Origin of the sequence: Luxibacter massiliensis (genome assembly GCF_900604355.1) — a bacterium.
GTDB lineage: Bacteria > Bacillota > Clostridia > Lachnospirales > Lachnospiraceae > Luxibacter > Luxibacter massiliensis.
In genome coordinates this window covers 3,084,507-3,105,877 of sequence record NZ_UWOE01000001.1, presented here as the reverse complement: position 1 = coordinate 3,105,877, position 21,371 = coordinate 3,084,507, and the positions used below count along the sequence as shown (strand labels likewise).

Below are 21,371 nucleotides of genomic sequence, written 5' to 3'. Positions count from 1 at the left end.
TAACTGCTCCTTTGTTTTAGTAAGCCTGTATAAGCTGCTCGCAATCAAGGAAAAGTATTACCGAACGGTCCCCGTAAGAGATCATTCCGTTGATCAATTCCTGCTGGTTCTCCACTGGCACCGGGGAAATTTGATTGCGGTCAATGTCTATGACCTGCTGCACGGCATCTACGATAACGCCAATCTGTGCAGAATCAATGTTCAGGACAATGATGCAGGTCGTATTTGTATAGTCTATGGCCGGCTTCCCCATCCTGAGCCGAATATCAATGATAGGAATGATCTGGCCCCTGAGGTTGATAATGCCCTTGACATAACCTGGTACAAGAGGGAGCATAGTTATAGAATGATTTGTGATAATTTCTATTACATAATTCGTGCTGACCCCAATAGTTAAGCCGTCAGAAGTAAAGGTCAGGCAGCGCTCTGTGGAAAGTGCGCCTTCATTCTCTGCTGTCTGTTCTACTGTGGTGTTTTCGCTTGTATCTACTGACATATATTTATTCCTCCGATTCTCTGTGCTGATTAATATTGATGAGATACGCCATATAAATTCAGGACATCCAGGATAATACTGATGTTACCGTCGCCTAAGATGGTACAGCCGCTTATACCAGAATCCTTGATGTTAAAGTTACTTAAGAATGCAGGCAGCGGCTTTACTACAACCTGCTGTTCGCCCAGCAGCTCATCAACAAAGAGGCAGTAAGATTTATCGCTGGCCTCCACCCAGATCAGGATACCATCTTCAATATTTGTAATCTCTGTCTCAATATTATATAAATTATGTACTCTTACAATAGGATAAAACTCATCCATACATTTGATAATCTCATTGCCGCTTGCATCCAGAATAATGTCCTCTTTCTGGGCCTTGAAGGACTGGCGTATATTGGCGATAGGTATAGTAAACATGGATTTGCCTACAGAGATTTCCATGCCGTCTACAATGGCCATTGTAAGAGGGATCTTCAGAGTCGTACAGCTTCCTTCTCCGTATTCACTGGTAATGCTGACAGTTCCGCCTACAGACTCTACATTTTTCTTTACAACATCCATGCCTACGCCACGGCCTGAAAACTCAGTAACGGCTTCGTTTGTAGAAAATCCGGGAACCATCAGGAGAGCAAGAATCTCCTTCTTGGTATATTCGCTGGCGGGTTTGGTCAATATTCCATTGCGTTCAGCCTTTGCGAGAATCGCATCGGGATCCATGCCCCTGCCGTCATCGCGGATAGAAATGATGACTTCACTTCCCGTATGTGCAGCTGACAATATGATCTCACCCTGGGGATCCTTGCCCGCTGCGATACGCTCTTCGGCAGTCTCTTCTATGCCGTGATCCATAGAATTACGGACAATATGCATGATGGGATCCCCGATACTGTCAACGATCGTCTTATCTACCTCGGTGTTTTCACCTTCTATAGTAAGGCGCACATCCTTATTTAACTTCTTTTTCATATCGCGGACAATACGGTTCATCTTCTGGAAAGTGCCGGATACAGGCACCATCCGAAGTGACATGGCGATGTCCTGGAGGTCATCAGTCAGCTTCCTCAATTGGCGCGCAGACTTAAGGAAATTATCCAGCTTTAAGTTCTGCAGGTCGGGAGAGGAGGTCACCATAGACTCCGTGATTACAATTTCTCCGACAATCGCCACCAGGCTGTCTAGCTTGGAAAGGTTTACACTAATTAAACTCTGCTTCACAGGCGCATTGTGTGTCGCAGAAGACGGTGCTGCTTTAGGGGCGGAAGCGGAGGAAGAAGATTCCGGCGCCTTTTTGGGTTCGGCATTCTCAGAAGGCGCAGCTGCCTTTGCCTGGGCAGCGGCATTCTGGATGACAGTATAAGTCTCAACACTGTTTTGGTCCTTGATGATATTTACGGCTTTATCCACATCCTCCTGGGAAGAAAAACCAACAAAAAAGCCATTTTCAATAATGGTTTCAATAGTGGCACTGTTTGTTTCTACGTCTTCAGGATAAAAATCAAATTTAAGGTCCACATCCTGCAATGCTGTAATGACCATAAATGCGCGGAGGTTCTCCATGCCGCAGCCCTGCTCAAAGTGAATTCTCACAAAATATGGGGAATTGCTGTCTGGGCATCCTGCAAGCTCCTGGTTAATGGCAGCAATATCAGCCGTATCAGCAGGAGCAGAGGCAGCAGCTGGCTCTTTATCTCCTTGGTCTGCATTATCTGCGCCGTCTTTAGAGCCGCTTATTTTTTGTAAAAAACTATTAATATCTGATATAACATTGTCGATATTAGTACTGAGAGGCTCATCGTTTTCAATTTTTTCAACTTCTGTGCGAAGAGCATCAGTAGACTGGAACATCAGGTTAAACAGGTCGCTTTTATGGGATTCATCTAACGAATCCATTCCGTTTTCACGAATGTAAAAGAACAAATCCTCTATATGATGCGCTATTTCCATTAAGGTTGAAAATTCCATCATAGCGGAGGAGCCTTTGATAGTGTGCATGATGCGGAAGATTTCATTGACATCGTTTGTTGTGAAATCCTCGTTTTTTTCTGCTTCTATTAAAAGTTCGTCCAATTGTTCTAATAGAGTGTTTGTTTCATAAAGATACATTTCAAGCATGTTATCCATAATATTAGCACCGCCTTATCTAAATGTTTATATAGCATTAGTATATCATTAATATCGTCAGAACGGTAAAAAAGATTAATAGAAATTTATTGAGTAGGTGAAAAAATGTCAAATATTTTGAAAGTAACAACCCCGGTAACAGGATATGATAATACAATTAACAAACAGAACCAGGCATCCCAGGCTGAGAATCTTCAGATTAAAAATCCTGTCGACCCTAATAAGGTGGTCAGGCCTGACGGCAGATCTGAGGCGAATTCAGAACAAGGGGTAGGCAAAGGGATTTCGTATGAATCTAATTTCGGTAACTTTATCCAGTCCCTGCGTGATATTCCCAGGCTGAGGGAAGTTATGAGCAAAATGCTGTTCGGAGGGATGGCGAATTTAATCGAGGCCGGAATCAGTAAAGGGACGGCCGAGGAGATACAGGCCATGTTCCAGATGATAGATATGACGCCGGAAAAGATGGCAGAATTCTTAAAAAACCAGATGAATGGGGCAAACAGACTGCAGGGCCCCCTATTCGACGTGCTCCGACAGGTGATGGGGGAAGCCTCCACTGTGGAGTTAAAGGCGGGGATACTGGACTTTCTGAAAAAATATAATGATATGTCATCAGGCAGCCATCTTCTGCAGAATATAAAAGGCACCCTCAAAGAGATGGAGAGCCATATGTTCAGGAATGACAGGGAGGCGCTGCAGAGGCTGGCAGATAAGCTGCAGCCATACAGTATGCAGGCCAACGGGACAAATTCCAGGATCCTGAAAGAAGAGATTATCCCGTTTCTTGGCAAATACATATCGGATACAAGAGACATGGGGACTATCCGGGACCTAATTACGCTGCTGACATTTAATACATCCAGATATGAGAATGGAAATGTAGATAATGTAACACAGGCATTTCTCAAACTGATGGATTTTCCCTCATTTCAGAGGCGGTTTGAAGGAATGAATGCAGATGAATTCAGGAATATGCTGATGAATGTGGATTTTGAGAAAGCTGCAGGCAGAGCGGAATGGTCTGATAAACTGCTGAATATTATCAGTGCAGGTGTTAAGGGAGAGGCGGGCCTGGAGAACAGAGAAGCCTTTTTAAATATTATGAATAGTATGCTTGTAAATGAGAGTGTCTATATGCCTCTTATGCATGTTATGATACCGGTGATGCTCAACGGAGTCCCGCTTTTCTCGGAGATATGGGTGGATCCAAATGAAGAGTCCGGCAACCCGGAGTCGGAGGAGAGGGGCGTTAAGCTCCTGATCAAATTTGATATGAAGGATGTTGGCTTTTTCGACATGATGATGTATTATGAGAAGGGAAAGATGGATTTACTGCTGCGCTATCCTGAGTCATTATCTGCACATGAGGGGGAGATACGGGAAGGGATTGCGAAGATTCTGAGGAATAATCATCTTGAAGTTGAATATCTTGCGGTAGAACAGGGGAAGGAATCTATACCTGTTTCTGTTGCATTTCCGAAGATATTTGAAAGGAGAAATACAGTCAATGTCACAATATGATGATTTGCTGAACAAAAAGGCAGTTGCGCTGCGCTACGACGAGAATAAAAATGCGGCTCCTGTTATAGTGGCCTCCGGCCTGGGGTATGTGGCAGAGAAAATTGTAGAGATTGCCAACGACAATGGGGTGCCCGTATACGAGGATAATTCGCTGGCCACTGTTTTGACCCAGATGGAATTGGGAACAGAGATACCCGAGGAAGTGTATCAGACTGTCGTTGATATCTATGCCTTTTTCCTGAAGTTTACGCCTGGAAATCCCCAGGAAGAGGGGAAGGCCGAAGAGAGTGAGGAAATACAGGAGGCAGAAGAAACAGACCAACCCCAGGAATAGGCTGGCCGTATAATGAAAAGGACTGCTGCAGATTGAACCTTTACAGGAACGTACCGCCTGATTCATGGGGCGGCAGAAAGAAAAGATTCTATTATTTGCAGCAGTTCTTTTTAATTCAGACCATAATGGACGAAGTCCGATCACCCGAAGGACATGAATTATGGCGTGCCCTTTGGGTAAGGCATATTGCTCCTTACTGAATATCATGAAAGCCGGGTCTAAGTAAATGCCCCTCTTTTTCTTCTCTGTATGAGATCTTCATTGAAAACAAAATTGCGGATAGCCCCCTCTGCCTTGGAAGAAAGATGGCCAAACTGGCATCCGTAAGCGATAAGCTCTGGGAAACGGGTAGGCCGTCTGTTCAATACACGCGCATTGACCATAACGGAACTTTTACTTTGAGAGAAAATAAAAGAAAATGTAGTTCCTTTCTTAATATCCTTATCAGATACAAACATCATCCCACCGGCGCTTATATTTTTAGCTGTGATTCGGATTGGGCCTCCGGTAGCCTCGAGAAGAGGGTCGTCAAATACAGCGTCAATATCCACAGATACATCTACTCTTAATTCTTCTCTTAGTTCTGGAGTATCCTTAGTGACAGCCTCGTGCATATAATAGGTGTGCTCGGTAGACTCAACGAAAAACTCCCTGAAAGAACCTGTCAATGTGCAGAAATATGAGATGAAATCAAACTCTTCACCCGCTGGCATCAGATAAAATCTTTCAGGCAGTACAAAATCTGGTTTATCTGAAAAAATCAGAGTTATGGATCCGGGGGTCGGCTGGCTGAATTTGGCTTTTGTCATAAAAGTTGCGTCGAGACGGTAAAGCTCGCAGTGCTGCGCACTCAATAATGGGTTCATCCATGTCACCTCCTTTACACGATATGTACTAAAATTATAGCCTGAAATAGAATAAAGGTCAATAGAAGCCTGCACAAGAATGTTATTCTTTTGCAGGCTTAAGCTTTAGTGGAAGAGTGGGCACATTCTGTGGTACAGAATTTTTATAAAACCGAGAGCGGCACTCTGGCTTATATATCCTTGTTGCTCCATTCTTCTTAATCAATGCGGATTGATTTCATATATGTCTGCGATGCAATAAGCTTTAAATGATATAAAATTATCTTAAAGTAGAAAATAGAGAAACTAATATTATCCTGCATGTTTTTAAAACAACATTATAGAAACTATAAAAATTTCCCGCAAAACTAACCATTTACTATATAGGAAAGGTCAGCTTTTGCGGGAAAAATCATAATCTAACAACAAAAATGTAAATAATATCAGAAAATTTCATTATTACACATGATAAAAACCACTCGGGATTTTAGACTACTGCAACAATTGAAGAACTCCCTGCGGAACCTGATTAGCCTGTGCCAGCATAGCCTGTGCGGACTGAACCAGAATATTGTTCTTTGTGTAGGACATCATTTCTTTAGCCATATCAACGTCGCGAATACGACTTTCTGCTGCTGTGATATTCTCTGTCTGAACACCTAAGTTGTTGATGGTGTGCTCCAAACGATTTTGGAGAGCGCCAAAGTCAGAACGTAGTGAAGAAATTGTATCTATTGTATCATTAATGACACCGATTGCATCTTTAGCGTCAGCTGCAGTTGATATGTCGATGGCTCCCACACCGATACTAGCAGAATCCATTTGTGTTAGTTGGACTGTAATAGAATTGGCGGCATCTTCGCCTTCTCCTACATGAAGTGTGATCTCAGTTGTCTGGCCATCGAAAAGAGCAGTGCCATTAAAGTTTGCTGTAGTTCCGATTCTGTCAATCTCTGCATTTAAAGCAGTGATTTCTTTTTGCATTTCTGTTCTGTTAGTATCGGAATAGGTTCCGTTGGCAGACTGTGTGGCAAGTTCTACCATACGGTTTAACATAGAGTGAACTTCTGTAAGGGCCCCCTCTGCTGTCTGTACTAAAGAAACTCCGTCCTCGGCGTTTTTCTGAGCTGTCTCCAGACCTGTGATCTGAGCACGCATTTTTTCAGAAATAGCAAGGCCTGCCGCGTCATCACCCGCGCGGTTGATTCTGTAACCAGAGGATAACTTTTCCAGACTCTTAGTCACAGAAGCGTTGTTATTTGTTAAATTTCTGTGGGCATTTAATGCTGTAATATTGTGTTGAATTCTCATTATAAATTCCTCCTTGAAATAAAATTTCAGGGAATATCCTTTTCCCTGTACAGTTATACTTGTGGCCTTGTAAATGAATTCCAGGACTGCCGGCATTTGTCCAAAAAAGTACACAATACGAGAAGAGAAACTTATGATATTTTGTATGAAAATTTATTTTATATGCTTTATGTTGGGTTGAGTGTATAATACCTTAATGGACGGAGTACGCCCCACTGAAAGACATGAATTAAGATGTATCTTTTGGGTATAAAAACTTGGTATAATATAAAAAGAATAAAGAGAATAGAAATAGTGTTAGTTCAGATTTGGAAAAAGGATTTTTATAAAATGAGAACGGGAATTTCAGAAATGGTTGATAAAAATTGGCCAACAAAGTCTTGCTGGTGATTAAATGAAATACTGCCGGCAGTTTTTTGCCGGCAGTAAAAATATAGATTGATTATTGTAATAACTGAAGGACACCCTGTGGAACCTGGTTAGCCTGGGCGAGCATAGCCTGTGAAGCCTGCACAAGAATGTTGTTCTTTGTGTAAGCCATCATCTCTTTAGCCATGTCTACGTCGCGGATACGGCTCTCTGCGGCTGTGATGTTCTCAGTCTGGACACCGATATTGTTGATTGTATGCTCCAGACGGTTCTGAAGAGCACCCAGGTCAGAACGGATGCTGGATACGGTATCAATCGCATTGTTTACAGTATCAATAGCCTCTTTGGCTCCCTCTGCAGTACCGATATCGATTCCATCAATTTCAAGGGACTTAGAGCTCATGGCTTTGATATTTACAGTGATCTTGTTAGAATTGTCAGAAGATTCTCCGACATGAAGGTCAATTGTTGCACCATTCCCGGCTGCGGCTGTACCTGCAGGAGCCTTGAAATTAAGTGTTGTAGTAGCAGCCTCTGGCTTGTAACCGGTCTTCTGCTCGATTAAGTTTGCTAATTCTGCAACATCATTCTGGGTAACATTACCTGCACCAGCCAATATAACCGCATTAACATCTTTTCCAAGTGCAACGGCCTCATCCTGTGTGTTAACAAGTGCAAATTTCTTTCCGCCCACTGTAAAAACATCGCCTATTGTATAATCATTAGCCAAGTCAATAGACTGGAATGCATCTCCGCCTGCTTGAGTTTGTGTAATAGCAGATAAATTTGCTGTCTGATTTGCGCCAGCTGCTGCATAATCCAAAACAACACTATCGAGTTTTGTGTTTGCACCGGCCTCAAGAGCTTCAAACGTAAGTGTCCCTGCATTGTCAGAGATTTTAAATGTCTTGCTCAGTCCCGCATCTGCCTTAGCCGCAGCAAGTAAAGCTTTACTCATTTCTGCTTTTGATGGCTGTTTATCTGTGGCCACGTCAATTCCAGTTCCATCTTTTGTATAAAGCTTCTTATCTGCCGCATTATAAGTCAGTTCCAAGATAGCAGACTGAGATTTTCCGTTGGCATCTGTGTAATTGACTGTTGTTTTTAAAATAGCTCCATCTGCCAAGTCGTTTGTAATTGCAGTTCCGTCGATTGTCTGCTTAGATTTTACTGCAGCATTATCTGTCAGTGTCAGATCTTTAACGCTTGGAACACCGGCAGCTGCGCTGGCGCCATTTCCGCCCTGGAACAATTTTGTTCCGTTGAAGTTAGCTGTATCGCTGATACGGTCTACTTCATCTCTCAATGCGTTGATCTCTTTCTGCATCTCAGAACGGTTACTTTCAGAATATGTACCGTTTGCAGACTGTGTAGCCAGCTCAACCATACGGTTTAACATGGAGTGGACTTCTGTCAGCGCACCTTCTGCTGTCTGCACAAGAGAAACACCGTCCTCAGCGTTTTTCTGAGCAGTCTCAAGGCCTGTGATCTGAGCACGCATTTTCTCAGAAATAGCAAGGCCTGCCGCGTCATCGCCTGCCCGGTTGATTCTGTAACCAGAGGATAATTTCTCCAGGTTTTTAGATACAGAAGAGTTATTATTTGTCAAGTTCCTGTGTGCATTTAATGCTGTAATATTGTGTTGGATTCTCATTAAAAATTCCTCCTTGAAATAAAATTATAGGGAATATCCTTTTCCCTGTATGGGCCTTGTGCCAATATAAGCAACTGGATTGCCGGCGGATTTTCCAGGAATTTACACCTTGCTGGACGAAGTCCACCCGCCCGTAAGGGCATGAATTAAGGGGTGCCCTGTGGGTACACCTTGCTGGACGAGGTCCGCCCGCAAGGACAAAAATTAAGGGATGCCCTTTTGAATATTAATAATTCAATCAGTACATTCTCTGTTATATAAAGTCTGTCATGCTGTCAGTATTGGCCCATGGCTTGGCAGCAAGTGCCAAACTTGCGGATATCGAGTGACCAGCGGCAGGCTATACAATCAACACTTGAAAGTATGTATAGGTTTTTCAGGGAAACTTTGTTATAATATAGTCACCAAATAAGGAGTGTGAATAAATGATGAGAGAGAAAAAGAAACTCCCGGTAGGAATTGAGAATTTTGAAAAACTTCGCAAGGAGGACTTTTATTATATTGATAAAACTGGATTGATAAAAGAGCTGTTGAATAATTGGGGAGAGGTGAATTTATTTACCAGGCCAAGACGCTTTGGGAAATCATTGAATATGAGTATGCTGGAACACTTTTTCTCCATAGAGGGGGATGAGAGCCTGTTTGATGGTTTGGAGATTTTAAAAGACAAAAAGCTGTGTGAAGATTATATGGGGAAGTATCCGGTTATTTCTATATCGTTAAAAGGCATCAATGCGGCTTCTTATGATACGGCATTTCAATTAGCTGTTAAGACAATAAAAGATGCAGCACAAAAAGCAAAGTATCTGAAAACGAGCGATAAGCTGGACGAGGATGAGAAGAAAGAATATGATGCACTTCTTGATGAAAATATGAAAGAAGCAACTCTTTTCTGGAGTTTGAAAAAATTGTCCCAGCTTTTGGAGAAGCATTACGAAACAAAGGTCATTCTTTTGATTGATGAATATGACGTTCCACTGGCGAAAGCATTTGAAAATGGTTATTACGATCAGATGGTATTTCTGATTCGCAATCTGCTGGAGCAGGCATTAAAGACGAATAATAGTCTCAAATTTGCGGTCATGACCGGATGTATGCGTATTTCCAAAGAGAGTATCTTTACTGGCCTCAATAATTTCAGTACCTTTACAATTACGGATGTTGATTTCGATGAATATTTTGGCTTTACGGATCAGGAGGTGCGCGAGCTTTTAACATATTATGAATGTACTGAGAAATACCAAAGTGTAAAAGAATGGTATGATGGCTATCAGTTTGGAAATATAGAAGTGTATTGTCCGTGGGATGTGGTGTGTTATCTTCGCAGGCTGCGTACAAACAAAGAGGCCGCGCCTCAGAATTATTGGGTAAATACAAGCGGCAATGCAGAAGTGAAAGAAATAATCAGGCAGTCTAAAAGCATGATGACAAAGCGGGAGATAGAAAGGCTGATGGCAGGTGAAGCTGTTACAAAAACACTTCGGCCGGAATTGACTTATAATGATATGTATCGTTCTATAGAAAATATTTGGAGTGTATTATTTACAACTGGGTATTTAACCCAGGTGGGACGGGTAGAAGAGCAAGCATATAAGCTCAAGATTCCGAATCAGGAGATTCATAATATCTTTGCCATGCAGATCATGGAATATTTTGAAGAGAGCGTCCGAGAAGACGGAAAGACATTAAGCAGGTTTTGTGACGCTCTTATGCATGGAGAAGAAAAGAATGTAGCGGATATTTTTGACAGTTATCTGAAAAGGACGATCAGTATCCGGGATACTTTTGCAAAGAATCCGTTGAAAGAGAACTTCTATCATGGTATTTTGATTGGAATATTGGGCGTCAAAGAAACCTGGCACGTATCTTCAAATAAAGAGGCGGGAGAAGGATACAGCGACATACTTATAGAAACAGACGACGGGAACGAGGGCATTATCATTGAAGTCAAATATGCAGAGGACGGAAATCTTTCTGCAGCTTGTGAAAGAGCTTTAAAGCAGATAGAGCAAAGAAAATATGACGAAGAATTCCGGGAAAACGGAGTAAATAGAATTTTAAAATACGGGATCGCATGTTATATGAAACGATGCAAAGTCATACTTTACCAAGATTAAAGGCATCTTAGTACGACAAAAGTCCGTAAGGAAGATAGCAGATAAATCTGGGACTTGCTTTACAAGCAGGCAAAGCCAAGCATTATGCCCGGCCCAAAAAACAAAAACTGCCGGCGGGAAAACCCACCGGCAGTCGCCAAATGGACATGTTTACATGTCCATTTGGTTCGTTGCTCGCGGCAATAAAAGTTCAGATATCTAATTACTGTAACAACTGAAGGACTCCCTGTGGAACCTGATTTGCCTGGGCAAGCATAGCCTGGGAAGCCTGCACAAGAATATTATTCTTTGTATAAGCCATCATTTCTTTAGCCATGTCTACATCGCGGATACGGCTCTCTGCGGCTGTGATGTTTTCTGTCTGCACACCCAGGTTGTTGATGGTGTGTTCAAGACGGTTTTGCAGTGCACCGAGGCTGGAACGGATGCTGGATACGGTATCAATAGCTGTATTAACAGTATCGATAGCAGCCTTAGCGCCGTCTACTGTTGTAATATCTATCTGGTCAATGCCTAAGGTGCCAGAACTCATAGCATCGATTTCAACATTGATTGTGTTACTTTCAGATGAAGATTCTCCTACATGGAGGGCGATTGTAGTCTTACCGCCTGCTGCAGCTGCAGGTGCTGCTGCTCCGGCAGCCTTATCTGTAACTGTAACATTTGTAGGGGTAGTGATATCTATCTCGTAGTTACCATTTTTGTCAACGGCAGCTTTCAGTGTAGTCAGATCTTTAAATGTTTTTCCATCTGATCCGTCTGCATTTGTGTCATATGTGTAAGTTTCATTGCCAATTGTAATTGTATCCCCAGCAGCAAACGTTCCGCTTAAGTCATAGGACGTGGATGCAGGAACAGCATCGTTAAGGGTTGGGTTTAATGTTGCTGTACCACCATCTTCTGCAACTCCTGTAATAGAAGCGGCGTCATTTGTAGAGGTGATTGTGACATCACTCGTAGTAGCGTCAATTGCAACATCAAAAAGTGCAGATAAATCCGCATCTCCCTCAAAGGCTGTCTGGAAAGCAGCGGCAGTTGCCTTATCATCTGCACCGGCGGTAACAGAAATTGTTTTGGTCTGTGCCGCGCCAGTGGCATCTTTGTATGAAACTGTGAAATTATAAGACACACCGTCAGTTAAACCACCGAAATCTGTTGCTGCGATCTCAGCAGAAGCGGGAGAAGCTGGGGGGTTTGTCACCGCAACGTCAACACCGCCAACAGTACCAGAAATTGATGGGCCAACTGGCTGGTTTCCGCCAGCGCCACCACCGAACAGATTTGTCCCGTTGAAATTGGCTGTGTCGCTGATACGGTCGATTTCTTCCCTCAACGCGTCAATTTCTTTCTGCATTTCCTGGCGGTTACTCTCAGAGTATGTACCGTTTGCAGACTGTGTAGCCAGCTCTACCATACGGTTTAACATAGAGTGGACTTCTGTCAGGGCCCCCTCTGCTGTCTGTACAAGAGAAACACCGTCCTCTGCATTTTTCTGAGCTGTCTCAAGACCTGTGATCTGAGCGCGCATTTTTTCAGAAATAGCAAGGCCTGCGGCATCGTCACCTGCCCGGTTGATTCTGTAACCGGAAGATAACTTTTCCAGATTCTTAGATACAGAAGAGTTGTTATTTGTCAAATTCCTGTGTGCGTTTAACGCTGTAATGTTGTGTTGGATTCTCATTAAAAATTCCTCCTTGAAATGAAATTATAGGGAACATCCTTTTCCCTGTAGGTGCTTTGTGCCAATATAAGCAACTGGATTGCCGGCGGATTATCCAGACCTATTAAACGACTCATATTCAATAAGACATACTTATTAAGCTGCAAATATTCAATAAGGCCATACTTATTGAGCTGCAAATATTCAATAAGGCCATACTTATTGAACTGCAAATATTCAATAAGGCCATACTTGTTGAGCTGCAAATATTCAATAAGGCTATACTTATTGAACTACTAATGTTCAATAAGGTACACTCTGTTAGACGTATTAGAATGGGGTTGCAGCCCAAAGGAACCTTTGCGGGCAGGCAAAGTCAAGCATTATGCCCGGCCCAAAATCAATATGAATTTATGGCGGCAGTAAAACCGGGGGTTATAGTAGAAAATAAGGCCCCAGCCAGGGCGGGGGAGAAGGGATGTTGAGAAGGGATTTCTAAAGGGAACTGCTGATTTTTAACTTTTAACAAAAACTGCCGGTGGGAAAACCCACCGGCAGTCGCCAAATGGACATGTAAACATGTCCGCTTGGCTCGTTGCTCGCGGCAACAAAAGTTCAGATATTTAATTACTGTAACAACTGAAGGACTCCCTGTGGAACCTGATTTGCCTGGGCAAGCATAGCCTGGGAAGCCTGCACAAGAATATTATTCTTAGTATAAGCCATCATTTCTTTAGCCATGTCTACGTCGCGGATACGGCTCTCTGCAGCTGTAATGTTTTCTGTCTGTACACCCAGGTTGTTGATGGTGTGTTCAAGACGGTTTTGCAGTGCGCCTAAGTCAGAGCGGATGCTGGAGATGCTGTCAATTGCAGTATTGATTACATCAATAGCTGCCTTTGCCCCTTCTGCAGTTCCGATGTTCAGCGCATCTATGCCGAGAGATTTTGAACTCATGGCTTTAATCTTCACTTCGATAGTGTTGTTGTCGTCAGAAGACTCTCCAACATGCAGCTTAATTGTTGTCTCGCCACCGGCATCTTCACCGCCATCGTCTCCCGCCGGAGCTTCCACTGCAACATTACCAGCGGCCCATGTGCCGGCCAGATCTGCAGGGACGTCTGCGCCTGCAGCGCCGTCTGCAATAGCGGTCAGAGTCAGCTTTCCATCTGCGAAAGCGGCCTTAAAGTTTTTGGAAATGTCAGCGTCGGCATTGATTGCGTCGGCAAGATTAGCCAATGTCTGATCCAAATCACCACCAGCATCGATTTCAACATCTCCTGCAGCGGCTGTTGTGTTTTTAAATGTAAATGTTTTGCCTAAGATTTCCACTGTCTCAGTATCTTGAGGCGCCGTAGTGATTTTACTGAAATCATAAGTAAATACATCATCTTTCTTATAAGCAGCTTCTGTATCCCCGGCAGCTCTTGTATTCTGAGTGCTCTCTGTTCCCTCAGCAGCTTTCGCTTTGATTTCAAAAGTTCCGCCAAGGGCAGTTTTTAGATCTGCGTCAGCTACAGCAGTCTGGTTTGCAGAGGTGAGGGTGATTTCTGTATCATTAGCTACAGCAGCTGTAAATTCACCGGCGCCTGCGGCATCGTCAATTTTATCAGCATTGATTGCATCTGCCAAAGCAGTGGCAAATTCAGCATCTGTCATATCTGCTGTTACAGATACAGCATAAGATTTACCACCTAAAGATACAGTGACGTCACCGTCTTTGTCAAAGGCAACCCCAGCAACATCAAATACAGCTGTGGCATTATTACCACCACCGCCATCGGTGAAAGCTATAGTGTCCGCAGCCGGCGGGGTTACGGTGACTGCATCTGCATCTGTAGCAGATCCGCCCTGGAATAATTTTGTGCCATTGAAGTTAGATGTATTACTGATGCGGTCAATTTCTTTCCTGAGGGCGTCAATTTCCTTCTGCATCTCTGCGCGGTTACTGTCAGAGTAAGTACCATTTGCAGACTGTGTAGCCAGCTCTACCATACGGTTTAACATAGAGTGGACTTCTGTCAGGGCCCCCTCTGCTGTCTGTACGAGAGAAACACCGTCCTCTGCATTTTTCTGAGCTGTCTCAAGACCTGTGATCTGAGCACGCATTTTTTCAGAAATAGCAAGGCCTGCGGCATCGTCACCTGCCCGGTTGATTCTGTAACCGGAAGATAACTTCTCCAGGTTTTTAGATACAGAAGAGTTGTTATTTGTCAAATTCCTGTGTGCGTTTAACGCCGTAATGTTGTGTTGGATTCTCATTAAAAATTCCTCCTTGAATGATAAATGGGGCGGCTTCCATGCCGCCTTTTTTAATTTTTGCCGTATCCTCATAGGCTTCTCTGTGGGAAGCAGCCGGCTTTATGTTCCCGAGAGGTACACTTTACTGGAAATAATTTATATAATAGAAAAATATCCCATGTTGGACGGAATCTACCCGCCCGAAGTGGCACGGATAAAGGGCCTCTGGGCATACCTTAATAGGCGAAGGACATGAATTAAGGGATGCCCTTTGGGTATACAAAATCAGAATGGAGGAAACGCATAATGGATAAGAACATGTACGGTTATGTTAGGGTATCGACTAAAGAACAGAATATTGAGCGTCAGCTAATATCTCTGGGCCAGCTAGGCATCAAAAAAACAGACATTTACATTGACAAGCAGAGTGGTAAAGATTTTAACCGCCCGGCTTACAAAAAACTGATGCGGAAATTGAAATCTGGTGATGTAGTTGTGACAAAGAGCATAGACCGTCTGGGAAGGAACTATGAGGAGATTAAAGAACAGTGGAGATTTATAACAAAACACATAGGCGCAGATATTATCATTGAGGATATGCCCCTTCTGGATACTACAAAAACCCGGGATTTACTGGGGAATTTCATAAGTGATGTAGTGCTGCAGCTGCTATCTTTTGTGGCTGAAAATGAGAGGAATAATATTCGGACGAGGCAGGCTGAAGGGATTGCTGCCGCTAAACAAAGAGGCGTGCGGTTTGGAAAACCTAAAATTACAATGCCCAATGATTTCTCTACTCTATATTATATGTGGGAAACGAAAAAAATAAGTGTAGAAGAGTTTGCATCATTATGCAACGTGGGGCGCAGTACAATGTACAACCGGATTAATGAATACAAAAAAAATAAAAAAATTTAAAAAAAGTCTTATGTTATCCTGGAATAGTTCGATATAATACTTGAAAAGTAATTTTCACAGTGTCCAAGTAAGTGTACTTTTTTGGACAAATGCCGGCAGTCGCGAAATTCACTTACAAGGACACAAACATAACCGTACGGGGAAAAGGATATTCCCTGTTTCTAATTCAAGGAGGAAATATCATGAGAATTCAACACAACATTACAGCATTAAACGCACACAGAAACTTAACAAATAATAACTCTTCTGTATCTAAAAACCTGGAGAAATTATCCTCTGGTTACAGAATCAACCGCGCAGGCGATGACGCAGCAGGCCTTGCTATTTCTGAAAAAATGCGTGCTCAGATCACAGGTCTGGAAGCAGCTCAGAAGAATGCAGAGGACGGCGTTTCTCTTGTACAGACAGCAGAAGGCGCTCTGACAGAGGTTCACTCTATGTTAAACCGTATGGTTTCCCTGGCTACTCAGTCTGCCAACGGTACATACAGTGACGCTAACCGTTCTGAGATGCAGAAGGAGATCGATGCCCTGAACGCTGAGATTGACAGAATTGGCGCTACAGCAAACTTCAACGGAACAACATTGTTCGCTGCTGGTTCAGTTAATCTGCATGTTGGAGAATCTTCAGCAGATACAAACCAGATTTCAGTTACATTAAAAGCTATGAGTTCTACAGAGCTGAAAATCAAAGACCTTGACCTGACAACTGCTGATGGTGCAAAGGCTGCAATTGACACTATTAACGATGCAATTGATACAGTATCTTCCATGCGTTCAGATTTCGGTGCTCTCCAGAACCGTCTTGAGCACACCATCAACAACCTGGGCGTTCAGAATGAGAATATCACAGCTTCTGAGAGCCGTATCCGTGACGTAGACATGGCTAAGGAGATGATGGCTTACACAAAGAACAACATTCTTGTGCAGGCTTCACAGGCTATGCTTGCTCAGGCAAATCAGGTTCCACAGGGTGTTCTTCAGTTATTACAGTAATAGCATCCCTAAAAACTATAAAAGCGCCGGTCCATTGGATGGGCGCTTTCTTTTGTATACACTCTTATTTGTATATAGAAGAAAACGCCCATTTTACTATTTTTTAATTATGCAGAGACAGGAGTAACTAAGATGAAACTACAGCTGACTATTTCCCTGCTGGCATCAGACAGGAAGGCTTCACTTGAAAGATGTCTGGATTCTATCAGGCCTATTTTGGAAAAGGTACCCAGTGAATTAATAATCGTGTTTACAGGCAAAGATCCGGAAGTGGAGCAGGCAGCTCTGCGGTACACAGACCAGGTGGTGCCTTTCCGGTGGATCAATGACTTTTCAGCGGCCCGGAATGCCGGGTTAAAAAGAGCCAGGGGGGAATGGTTCTTATTTATAGATGACGACGAGTGGTTTGAGGATACCCAGGAAATCTGTGAGTTTTTCCTGAGCGGGGAATATAAGAATTACGGATCGGCCTGCTATGTCCAGAGGAACTACCTGGCATGGGACGGGGTCAAGTATTCGGACTTCCATGCGTACCGGATGAGCAGGCGGGTTCCGGGACTTTGTTTTATGGGCCGCATTCACGAGGAACTGACCCCGGGGGTGGAGCCGGCGAAATATTTCCAGGCTCATGTGCACCACTATGGGTACGTGAAGGACACTGACAGGGCAGGGGCCAAGACATCCCGGAATATCCCTCTTTTAACCGAAGAAATCAGGAAGCAGCCGTCCTATCTGAAGAACTACCAGCAGCTGGTGAAAGAATATTACATAGAAGGCCAGTGGCAGGAGGCTCAGGATTGGTGCAGGAGAGGACTGGCCTTATGCCCCAGCGCCCGCGAGGGGGACGCCAGGAGCTGGCTTAGAGTCTACCTTGCCCGTATACTGGCCAAAGGCCCGGATAAGGCGGCGGCAGCAAAGGAAATTCAGGAGATACTAAAACTCTCCGGAAATCCGGGACTTGTAAGGCTGGTTCTATATCAGTTGTTAGTCAGCCTCCATATGGAAATAGGGCAGTATGATGAGGCCCTAAGCTGCGGCACGGATTTTGAGGAGCTATTATCCCAGATAGAAAGGGATCCCAAAGAAAGAGGGCGGCATTACGGGGATATTACTCTGCAGGATGTGAAGGATCCAGGACGGCTGTACGGGGGGCGGGTCAATTGCGCCTCCTCAGCATTGGAAATACAGGACTTTGAAAAAGCAGGATACTTCCTGGCATTGCTGCCTTGGGAGGAAGAATATCGGGTTTGCCAGTATTACCCTGTTTTTGACCAGTGGGCGGAACAACACCCTGCCCCAGTGGAGGGACTTTTTGGGGGATTGTCCTTTGACGCCCCTTATCTTTTGTGGCAGAGGGCGGCCGTACACAAGAGGCATAAGGAGACTGATAAGGCAAAGGAACTCCTAGGGGAGTGTATGGGAAGCACAGAGTCAGAATACTTACAGAAGTCTCTCATCCGGGAGGCGCTTGTTTCGGGCCTGGGCCTGGAGATACTGGCAGGCAGGCTAGGATTAGATGCATGGGAGCGGTGTACAAAAGGCGCCGTGGATGAAATTCAGGCAGGGGATATTAAGAGACTGCCAACTCCTTTGGGAGGCTTGGGAGGGCAGTATGCACTGCAGGGAGCCTGGCTTACAAAGCTGGCGCTGGAGGCAGAACTGATCAAAGGGTATCCTGGCAGGGATGAACTGGCAGGGCTCTTGGAGAAATACTGCCAGGCGGCCCTGGGGTTTTACAGGGAATTATACAACCCACATATGTTTGGCAAAGACCGTTATAACTTGCTGCCGCCGGAGTGCAGGTTCGCCTTAAAAGGATTGGAAGCGCTGGAATGTCTAGATGCAGGGAGGCTTGGGGAGGCAGTACGGATATTGGGAGAAGCCATCCACCTGTACCCGGCCATGACAAGTGTTGTCCGGGAGCTGACCCGCCTGCTGGCATCAGAGCCTGGAACCCCAACCCAGGGGAGGGAGTTCGCCCAGCTGGCCGTCCAGATGAAGGGGGCCCTGGAGGCTATGATCAGCCAGGGGCAGTATCAGGAGGCAGAGGCCGTGGCTGTGCAGCTGACCCAGCTTTTACCGGGAGATCTTCAATTGCTGCGCCTGCGGCAGAGACTTTACCGGGACGGCGGATCAGACTGAGATATTTGAAATATATTTGGTCAGGAGAGAAAGCAATGAAAACACTTGGACTTGTGATGATTGTAAAGGATGAAGAGAGGTGCCTGGGGAAATGCCTGGAACAGGCAAAGGGACTTGTGGACAAGATTTTCATTACAGATACCGGGTCAACAGACAGGACAAAGGAGATTGCCGCATCTTTTGGGGCGGCAGTAACAGATTATATATGGAACCAAGATTTTGCTGCGGCAAGGAATTTTGCCCTGGGCCAGTCGGACTGTGACTGGAACCTGGTGCTGGATGCCGATGAATATTTAATAAAAGGGACCCGCAGGGATATAGAGCCTTTTATGGAAAACATGGAGCACGTGGGGGCCGTAGAGCGAAAGGATCTCTATGTAGAAGGGACTGTAAACGGACAGGCCCAGATTGGCTCCATGTATACCCGCGCGGCGCGTCTGCTGCCCAGGGGCGTGGGGTTCAAAGGGCGGGTGCATGAGCAGGAGGACTCTGTTTATCCGGCAGAGCCTGTACCTCTTGTGTTTGAGCATGACGGCTACCTCCAGGGAGGGAAGGGGGAGAGAAATCTTTCCATTCTGCTGGAAGAACTGAAGGATATGCCGGATGACCCCTATGTACTATTCCAGGCGGCCCAGACCCTGCGAAGCCTTGGCAGGCACAGGGAAGCCTGTGCCTATTACAGCCGTTTCTATAAACAGGTGCCTGCGGCAGGGGCAGGGTACCGGGCAGGAGGGATTATTTCATACTTATACAGCCTGATAGAGTCCCAGGATTATGACAGGGCATTATCCCTTGTAAAGGCAGAGGAGGTAAGGCTTGGGGCGCATGCAGATTTCCACTTTGCACGGGGAATCCTTTATATGAGGGCAATCCAGGCAGATACAGGGAAATATGTATCTCTGCTGCCGTTGATTGAAGAGTCCTACTTAAGGTGCCTGGAAATTGGAGAGGTGCCCCTACACCAGGGAGTCTGCGGCTGTGGTTCATTCAAAGCGGCGCATAACTTGGGCATTTGGTATGAGGTGTCAGGGGACATGGGGAAAGCGCTTAAGTATTATAGAATGGCGGCCGGGCAGGGGTATGGGCCTGCGAAGCTCCGGCTTCATGAGCTGGGGAAGTAGGGGCCGGAAGGAGGGTATGATGGAGAATCATTCTAAGACCAGGATATATGGGAAGAATATAGAGATAGACGGGGACGCTGCCAGGGAGCTTTACAGTACAAGGGCAGAGAAGAGCGGACAGGTACATGTGGATGCCCCCACTGTGCTCAGCAGCGATGCAAATATAGAAAATATAAGGTTATGGACGGAGGAAGAGCTGAGAAGATGGTTCCCTCTGTTTGGACTTTCGGCCAGGGATAAAGTTTTTGAAATCGGGTTTGGCACGGGGCGCATGACCAAATATATAACGGCTGCTGCCGGGGAATATGTAGGTATTGACTATGTAGAACCCTTTTTGAAAACCGTATTGGCCAGGGAGGACATAGAGAAGAAAGAGAGTACCAAATTCTACACAGCTTCCCTACAGGAGTTTTTAAAGGGGCACAGGGAAGAATACAGCGCTGCATTTAATAAGGTGTTCCTGTCAGGCGGCGTGTTCATGTATATCAATGACAGGGAATTGTGCCAGTGCCTGGAAGGCCTGGCGGATATGCTAAAGCCGTCATGCCTGGTCTATATATCTGAACCCGTGGCCATTTCCCAGCGGCTGACCTTGGACTCCTTTTATTCTGAGACCATAAAGGATGACTATAGCGCGATATACCGTACGGAAGAAGAGTACAGGGAAATTTTCAAGGCATTTACGGACAGAGGGTTTGAGCTGGAAGTAAGCCAGGAATTTTTTGAGAATGATATTAAGAAGATGAAAGAGACAAAGCAGTGGATTTTTATACTGAAAAGGTAAAGGGGAAGAAGGTATGAAGGCAATTCTGTTAGCGGCTGGGGTTGGGAACAGAATATCAAGAATGATTGAGAGCGTTCCTAAATCCACGCTGCCTATTAATGACAAACCATTGATTCGGATTACTGTTGAAAAGCTGATAAAGCTTCATATGGAGGTCGTGGTTGTAGTTGGCTATCAGAGAGAAAAGATTTACGAGGCCTTGGAGGGACTGGACGTGGCTTATTATGTCAATCCTTTTTATGATATTACCAACAGTATCGCCAGCCTCTGGTTTGCCAGAGAGGAGCTTAAGGGGGATGTGATGATTATGAATGCAGATGTATTCGTGTCTGAAACAATCCTGCAGAATATACTGGCCGACGAGAGGGATAATGTAATGGCCATTGATGTTACCAGGACCAAGACTGGGGATTACTTTTTTACCACCACGGACGGCGGGGTTATCCGTAAATACGGGAAGGATCTGCCGTTGAGGGAGAGAAGCTGCGAGTATGTTGGGATTGCTAAGATCTCTTCCCGGTTTACGGAACAATTCAGGGAGAGGCTGGAAAGCCTGATAGACAGGCAAGAGTACCGCCTCTGGTGGGAGAATGTGCTTTACTCCTTTACGGATAAGAAGGAGCATCCCATTTATACTATCGATGTAAAAAATGAATTCTGGTCAGAAATAGATTATTTTGATGATTATGAGAGGATTCTTAACTATATAAGCGGGGAACTGTCAAACGGGGAGTAAG

At 44.7% G+C, this 21,371-nt stretch carries 16 protein-coding genes; 9 read left to right on the top strand and 7 right to left on the bottom strand.

From position 1 onward, the window contains the following. Window positions 1-16: 16 nt before the first annotated feature. Window positions 17-496 (bottom strand): chemotaxis protein CheW, encoded by a 480-nt coding sequence (locus EFA47_RS14250; RefSeq protein ID WP_122643888.1) that lies wholly within the window; start codon window positions 494-496, stop codon window positions 17-19. Between the two features lie 29 nt (window positions 497-525). After that, window positions 526-2,619 carry a chemotaxis protein CheA gene (locus tag EFA47_RS14245; RefSeq protein ID WP_122643887.1) on the bottom strand — a complete coding sequence of 698 codons (2,094 nt, stop codon included), beginning with the start codon at window positions 2,617-2,619 and terminating at the stop codon, window positions 526-528. 105 nt (window positions 2,620-2,724) lie between these two features. Between EFA47_RS14245 and EFA47_RS14240 the strand changes: the two genes are divergently transcribed. Both EFA47_RS14240 and EFA47_RS14235 read left to right on the top strand, forming a co-directional pair. Then, window positions 2,725-4,143 (top strand): hypothetical protein, encoded by a 1,419-nt coding sequence (locus EFA47_RS14240; RefSeq protein WP_122643886.1) that lies wholly within the window; start codon window positions 2,725-2,727, stop codon window positions 4,141-4,143. Further along, window positions 4,130-4,477, top strand: a complete 348-nt coding sequence (locus EFA47_RS14235; RefSeq protein WP_122643885.1) for an EscU/YscU/HrcU family type III secretion system export apparatus switch protein — start codon at window positions 4,130-4,132, stop codon at window positions 4,475-4,477. Before EFA47_RS14240 ends, EFA47_RS14235 begins: the two co-directional genes overlap by 14 nt. A 218-nt stretch (window positions 4,478-4,695) precedes the next feature. Here EFA47_RS14235 and EFA47_RS14230 read toward each other — a convergent pair whose 3' ends face one another. The 3 genes from EFA47_RS14230 to EFA47_RS14220 form a co-directional block, all read right to left on the bottom strand. Then, a complete protein-coding gene (locus EFA47_RS14230; RefSeq protein WP_122643884.1) occupies window positions 4,696-5,343 on the bottom strand; it encodes a PilZ domain-containing protein in 648 nt (215 codons plus the stop codon). A 471-nt stretch (window positions 5,344-5,814) separates the two neighbouring features. Then, complete coding sequence (locus EFA47_RS14225; RefSeq protein ID WP_122643883.1) at window positions 5,815-6,633, bottom strand: flagellin N-terminal helical domain-containing protein; 819 nt, start codon at window positions 6,631-6,633, stop codon at window positions 5,815-5,817. Window positions 6,634-7,075: 442 nt separating this feature from the next. Then, a complete protein-coding gene (locus tag EFA47_RS14220; protein WP_122643882.1) occupies window positions 7,076-8,656 on the bottom strand; it encodes a flagellin N-terminal helical domain-containing protein in 1,581 nt (526 codons plus the stop codon). A 425-nt stretch (window positions 8,657-9,081) separates the two neighbouring features. On the opposite strand from EFA47_RS14220, the gene EFA47_RS14215 reads away from it, so the two are divergent. Further along, window positions 9,082-10,773, top strand: a complete 1,692-nt coding sequence (locus tag EFA47_RS14215) for an AAA family ATPase (RefSeq protein ID WP_122643881.1) — start codon at window positions 9,082-9,084, stop codon at window positions 10,771-10,773. A gap of 202 nt (window positions 10,774-10,975) precedes the next feature. Here the strand turns inward: EFA47_RS14215 and EFA47_RS14210 are convergent, their stop codons facing one another. Both EFA47_RS14210 and EFA47_RS14200 read right to left on the bottom strand, forming a co-directional pair. Beyond that, the gene (locus EFA47_RS14210; RefSeq protein ID WP_122643880.1) at window positions 10,976-12,454 is read right to left on the bottom strand and encodes a flagellin N-terminal helical domain-containing protein; all 1,479 of its coding nucleotides are present in this window, start codon (window positions 12,452-12,454) and stop codon (window positions 10,976-10,978) included. A gap of 606 nt (window positions 12,455-13,060) precedes the next feature. Continuing rightward, window positions 13,061-14,695, bottom strand: coding sequence for a flagellin N-terminal helical domain-containing protein (locus EFA47_RS14200; protein ID WP_122643878.1), 1,635 nt, complete (start codon window positions 14,693-14,695; stop codon window positions 13,061-13,063). Window positions 14,696-14,980: 285 nt separating this feature from the next. On the opposite strand from EFA47_RS14200, the gene EFA47_RS14195 reads away from it, so the two are divergent. From EFA47_RS14195 to EFA47_RS14170, 6 genes are all read left to right on the top strand, one after another. After that, window positions 14,981-15,592, top strand: coding sequence for a recombinase family protein (locus tag EFA47_RS14195; protein WP_122643877.1), 612 nt, complete (start codon window positions 14,981-14,983; stop codon window positions 15,590-15,592). Window positions 15,593-15,774: 182 nt separating this feature from the next. Next, entirely contained in the window at window positions 15,775-16,587 is an 813-nt protein-coding gene (locus EFA47_RS14190) for a flagellin N-terminal helical domain-containing protein (protein WP_122643876.1), read from the top strand. A 132-nt stretch (window positions 16,588-16,719) separates the two neighbouring features. Continuing rightward, window positions 16,720-18,729 (top strand): glycosyltransferase, encoded by a 2,010-nt coding sequence (locus tag EFA47_RS14185; RefSeq protein WP_122643875.1) that lies wholly within the window; start codon window positions 16,720-16,722, stop codon window positions 18,727-18,729. A 35-nt stretch (window positions 18,730-18,764) separates the two neighbouring features. Beyond that, window positions 18,765-19,850 carry a glycosyltransferase family 2 protein gene (locus EFA47_RS14180; RefSeq protein ID WP_122643874.1) on the top strand — a complete coding sequence of 362 codons (1,086 nt, stop codon included), beginning with the start codon at window positions 18,765-18,767 and terminating at the stop codon, window positions 19,848-19,850. A gap of 16 nt (window positions 19,851-19,866) precedes the next feature. Further along, a complete protein-coding gene (locus EFA47_RS14175; RefSeq protein WP_164690013.1) occupies window positions 19,867-20,634 on the top strand; it encodes a class I SAM-dependent methyltransferase in 768 nt (255 codons plus the stop codon). A 13-nt stretch (window positions 20,635-20,647) separates the two neighbouring features. After that, the gene (locus tag EFA47_RS14170) at window positions 20,648-21,370 is read left to right on the top strand and encodes a phosphocholine cytidylyltransferase family protein (protein WP_122643872.1); all 723 of its coding nucleotides are present in this window, start codon (window positions 20,648-20,650) and stop codon (window positions 21,368-21,370) included. Window position 21,371 lies beyond the last annotated feature (1 nt).

Coding starts and splice junctions, on each gene's coding strand:
- EFA47_RS14200 (WP_122643878.1), bottom strand. CDS start 14,695: ATGAGAATCCAACACAACATTACGGCGTTAAACGCACACAGGAATTTG.
- EFA47_RS14175 (WP_164690013.1), top strand. CDS start 19,867: ATGATGGAGAATCATTCTAAGACCAGGATATATGGGAAGAATATAGAG.
- EFA47_RS14225 (WP_122643883.1), bottom strand. CDS start 6,633: ATGAGAATTCAACACAATATTACAGCATTAAATGCCCACAGAAATTTA.
- EFA47_RS14190 (WP_122643876.1), top strand. CDS start 15,775: ATGAGAATTCAACACAACATTACAGCATTAAACGCACACAGAAACTTA.
- EFA47_RS14180 (WP_122643874.1), top strand. CDS start 18,765: ATGAAAACACTTGGACTTGTGATGATTGTAAAGGATGAAGAGAGGTGC.
- EFA47_RS14215 (WP_122643881.1), top strand. CDS start 9,082: ATGATGAGAGAGAAAAAGAAACTCCCGGTAGGAATTGAGAATTTTGAA.
- EFA47_RS14250 (WP_122643888.1), bottom strand. CDS start 496: ATGTCAGTAGATACAAGCGAAAACACCACAGTAGAACAGACAGCAGAG.
- EFA47_RS14195 (WP_122643877.1), top strand. CDS start 14,981: ATGGATAAGAACATGTACGGTTATGTTAGGGTATCGACTAAAGAACAG.
- EFA47_RS14230 (WP_122643884.1), bottom strand. CDS start 5,343: ATGAACCCATTATTGAGTGCGCAGCACTGCGAGCTTTACCGTCTCGAC.
- EFA47_RS14235 (WP_122643885.1), top strand. CDS start 4,130: ATGTCACAATATGATGATTTGCTGAACAAAAAGGCAGTTGCGCTGCGC.
- EFA47_RS14240 (WP_122643886.1), top strand. CDS start 2,725: ATGTCAAATATTTTGAAAGTAACAACCCCGGTAACAGGATATGATAAT.
- EFA47_RS14185 (WP_122643875.1), top strand. CDS start 16,720: ATGAAACTACAGCTGACTATTTCCCTGCTGGCATCAGACAGGAAGGCT.
- EFA47_RS14210 (WP_122643880.1), bottom strand. CDS start 12,454: ATGAGAATCCAACACAACATTACAGCGTTAAACGCACACAGGAATTTG.
- EFA47_RS14245 (WP_122643887.1), bottom strand. CDS start 2,619: ATGGATAACATGCTTGAAATGTATCTTTATGAAACAAACACTCTATTA.
- EFA47_RS14220 (WP_122643882.1), bottom strand. CDS start 8,656: ATGAGAATCCAACACAATATTACAGCATTAAATGCACACAGGAACTTG.
- EFA47_RS14170 (WP_122643872.1), top strand. CDS start 20,648: ATGAAGGCAATTCTGTTAGCGGCTGGGGTTGGGAACAGAATATCAAGA.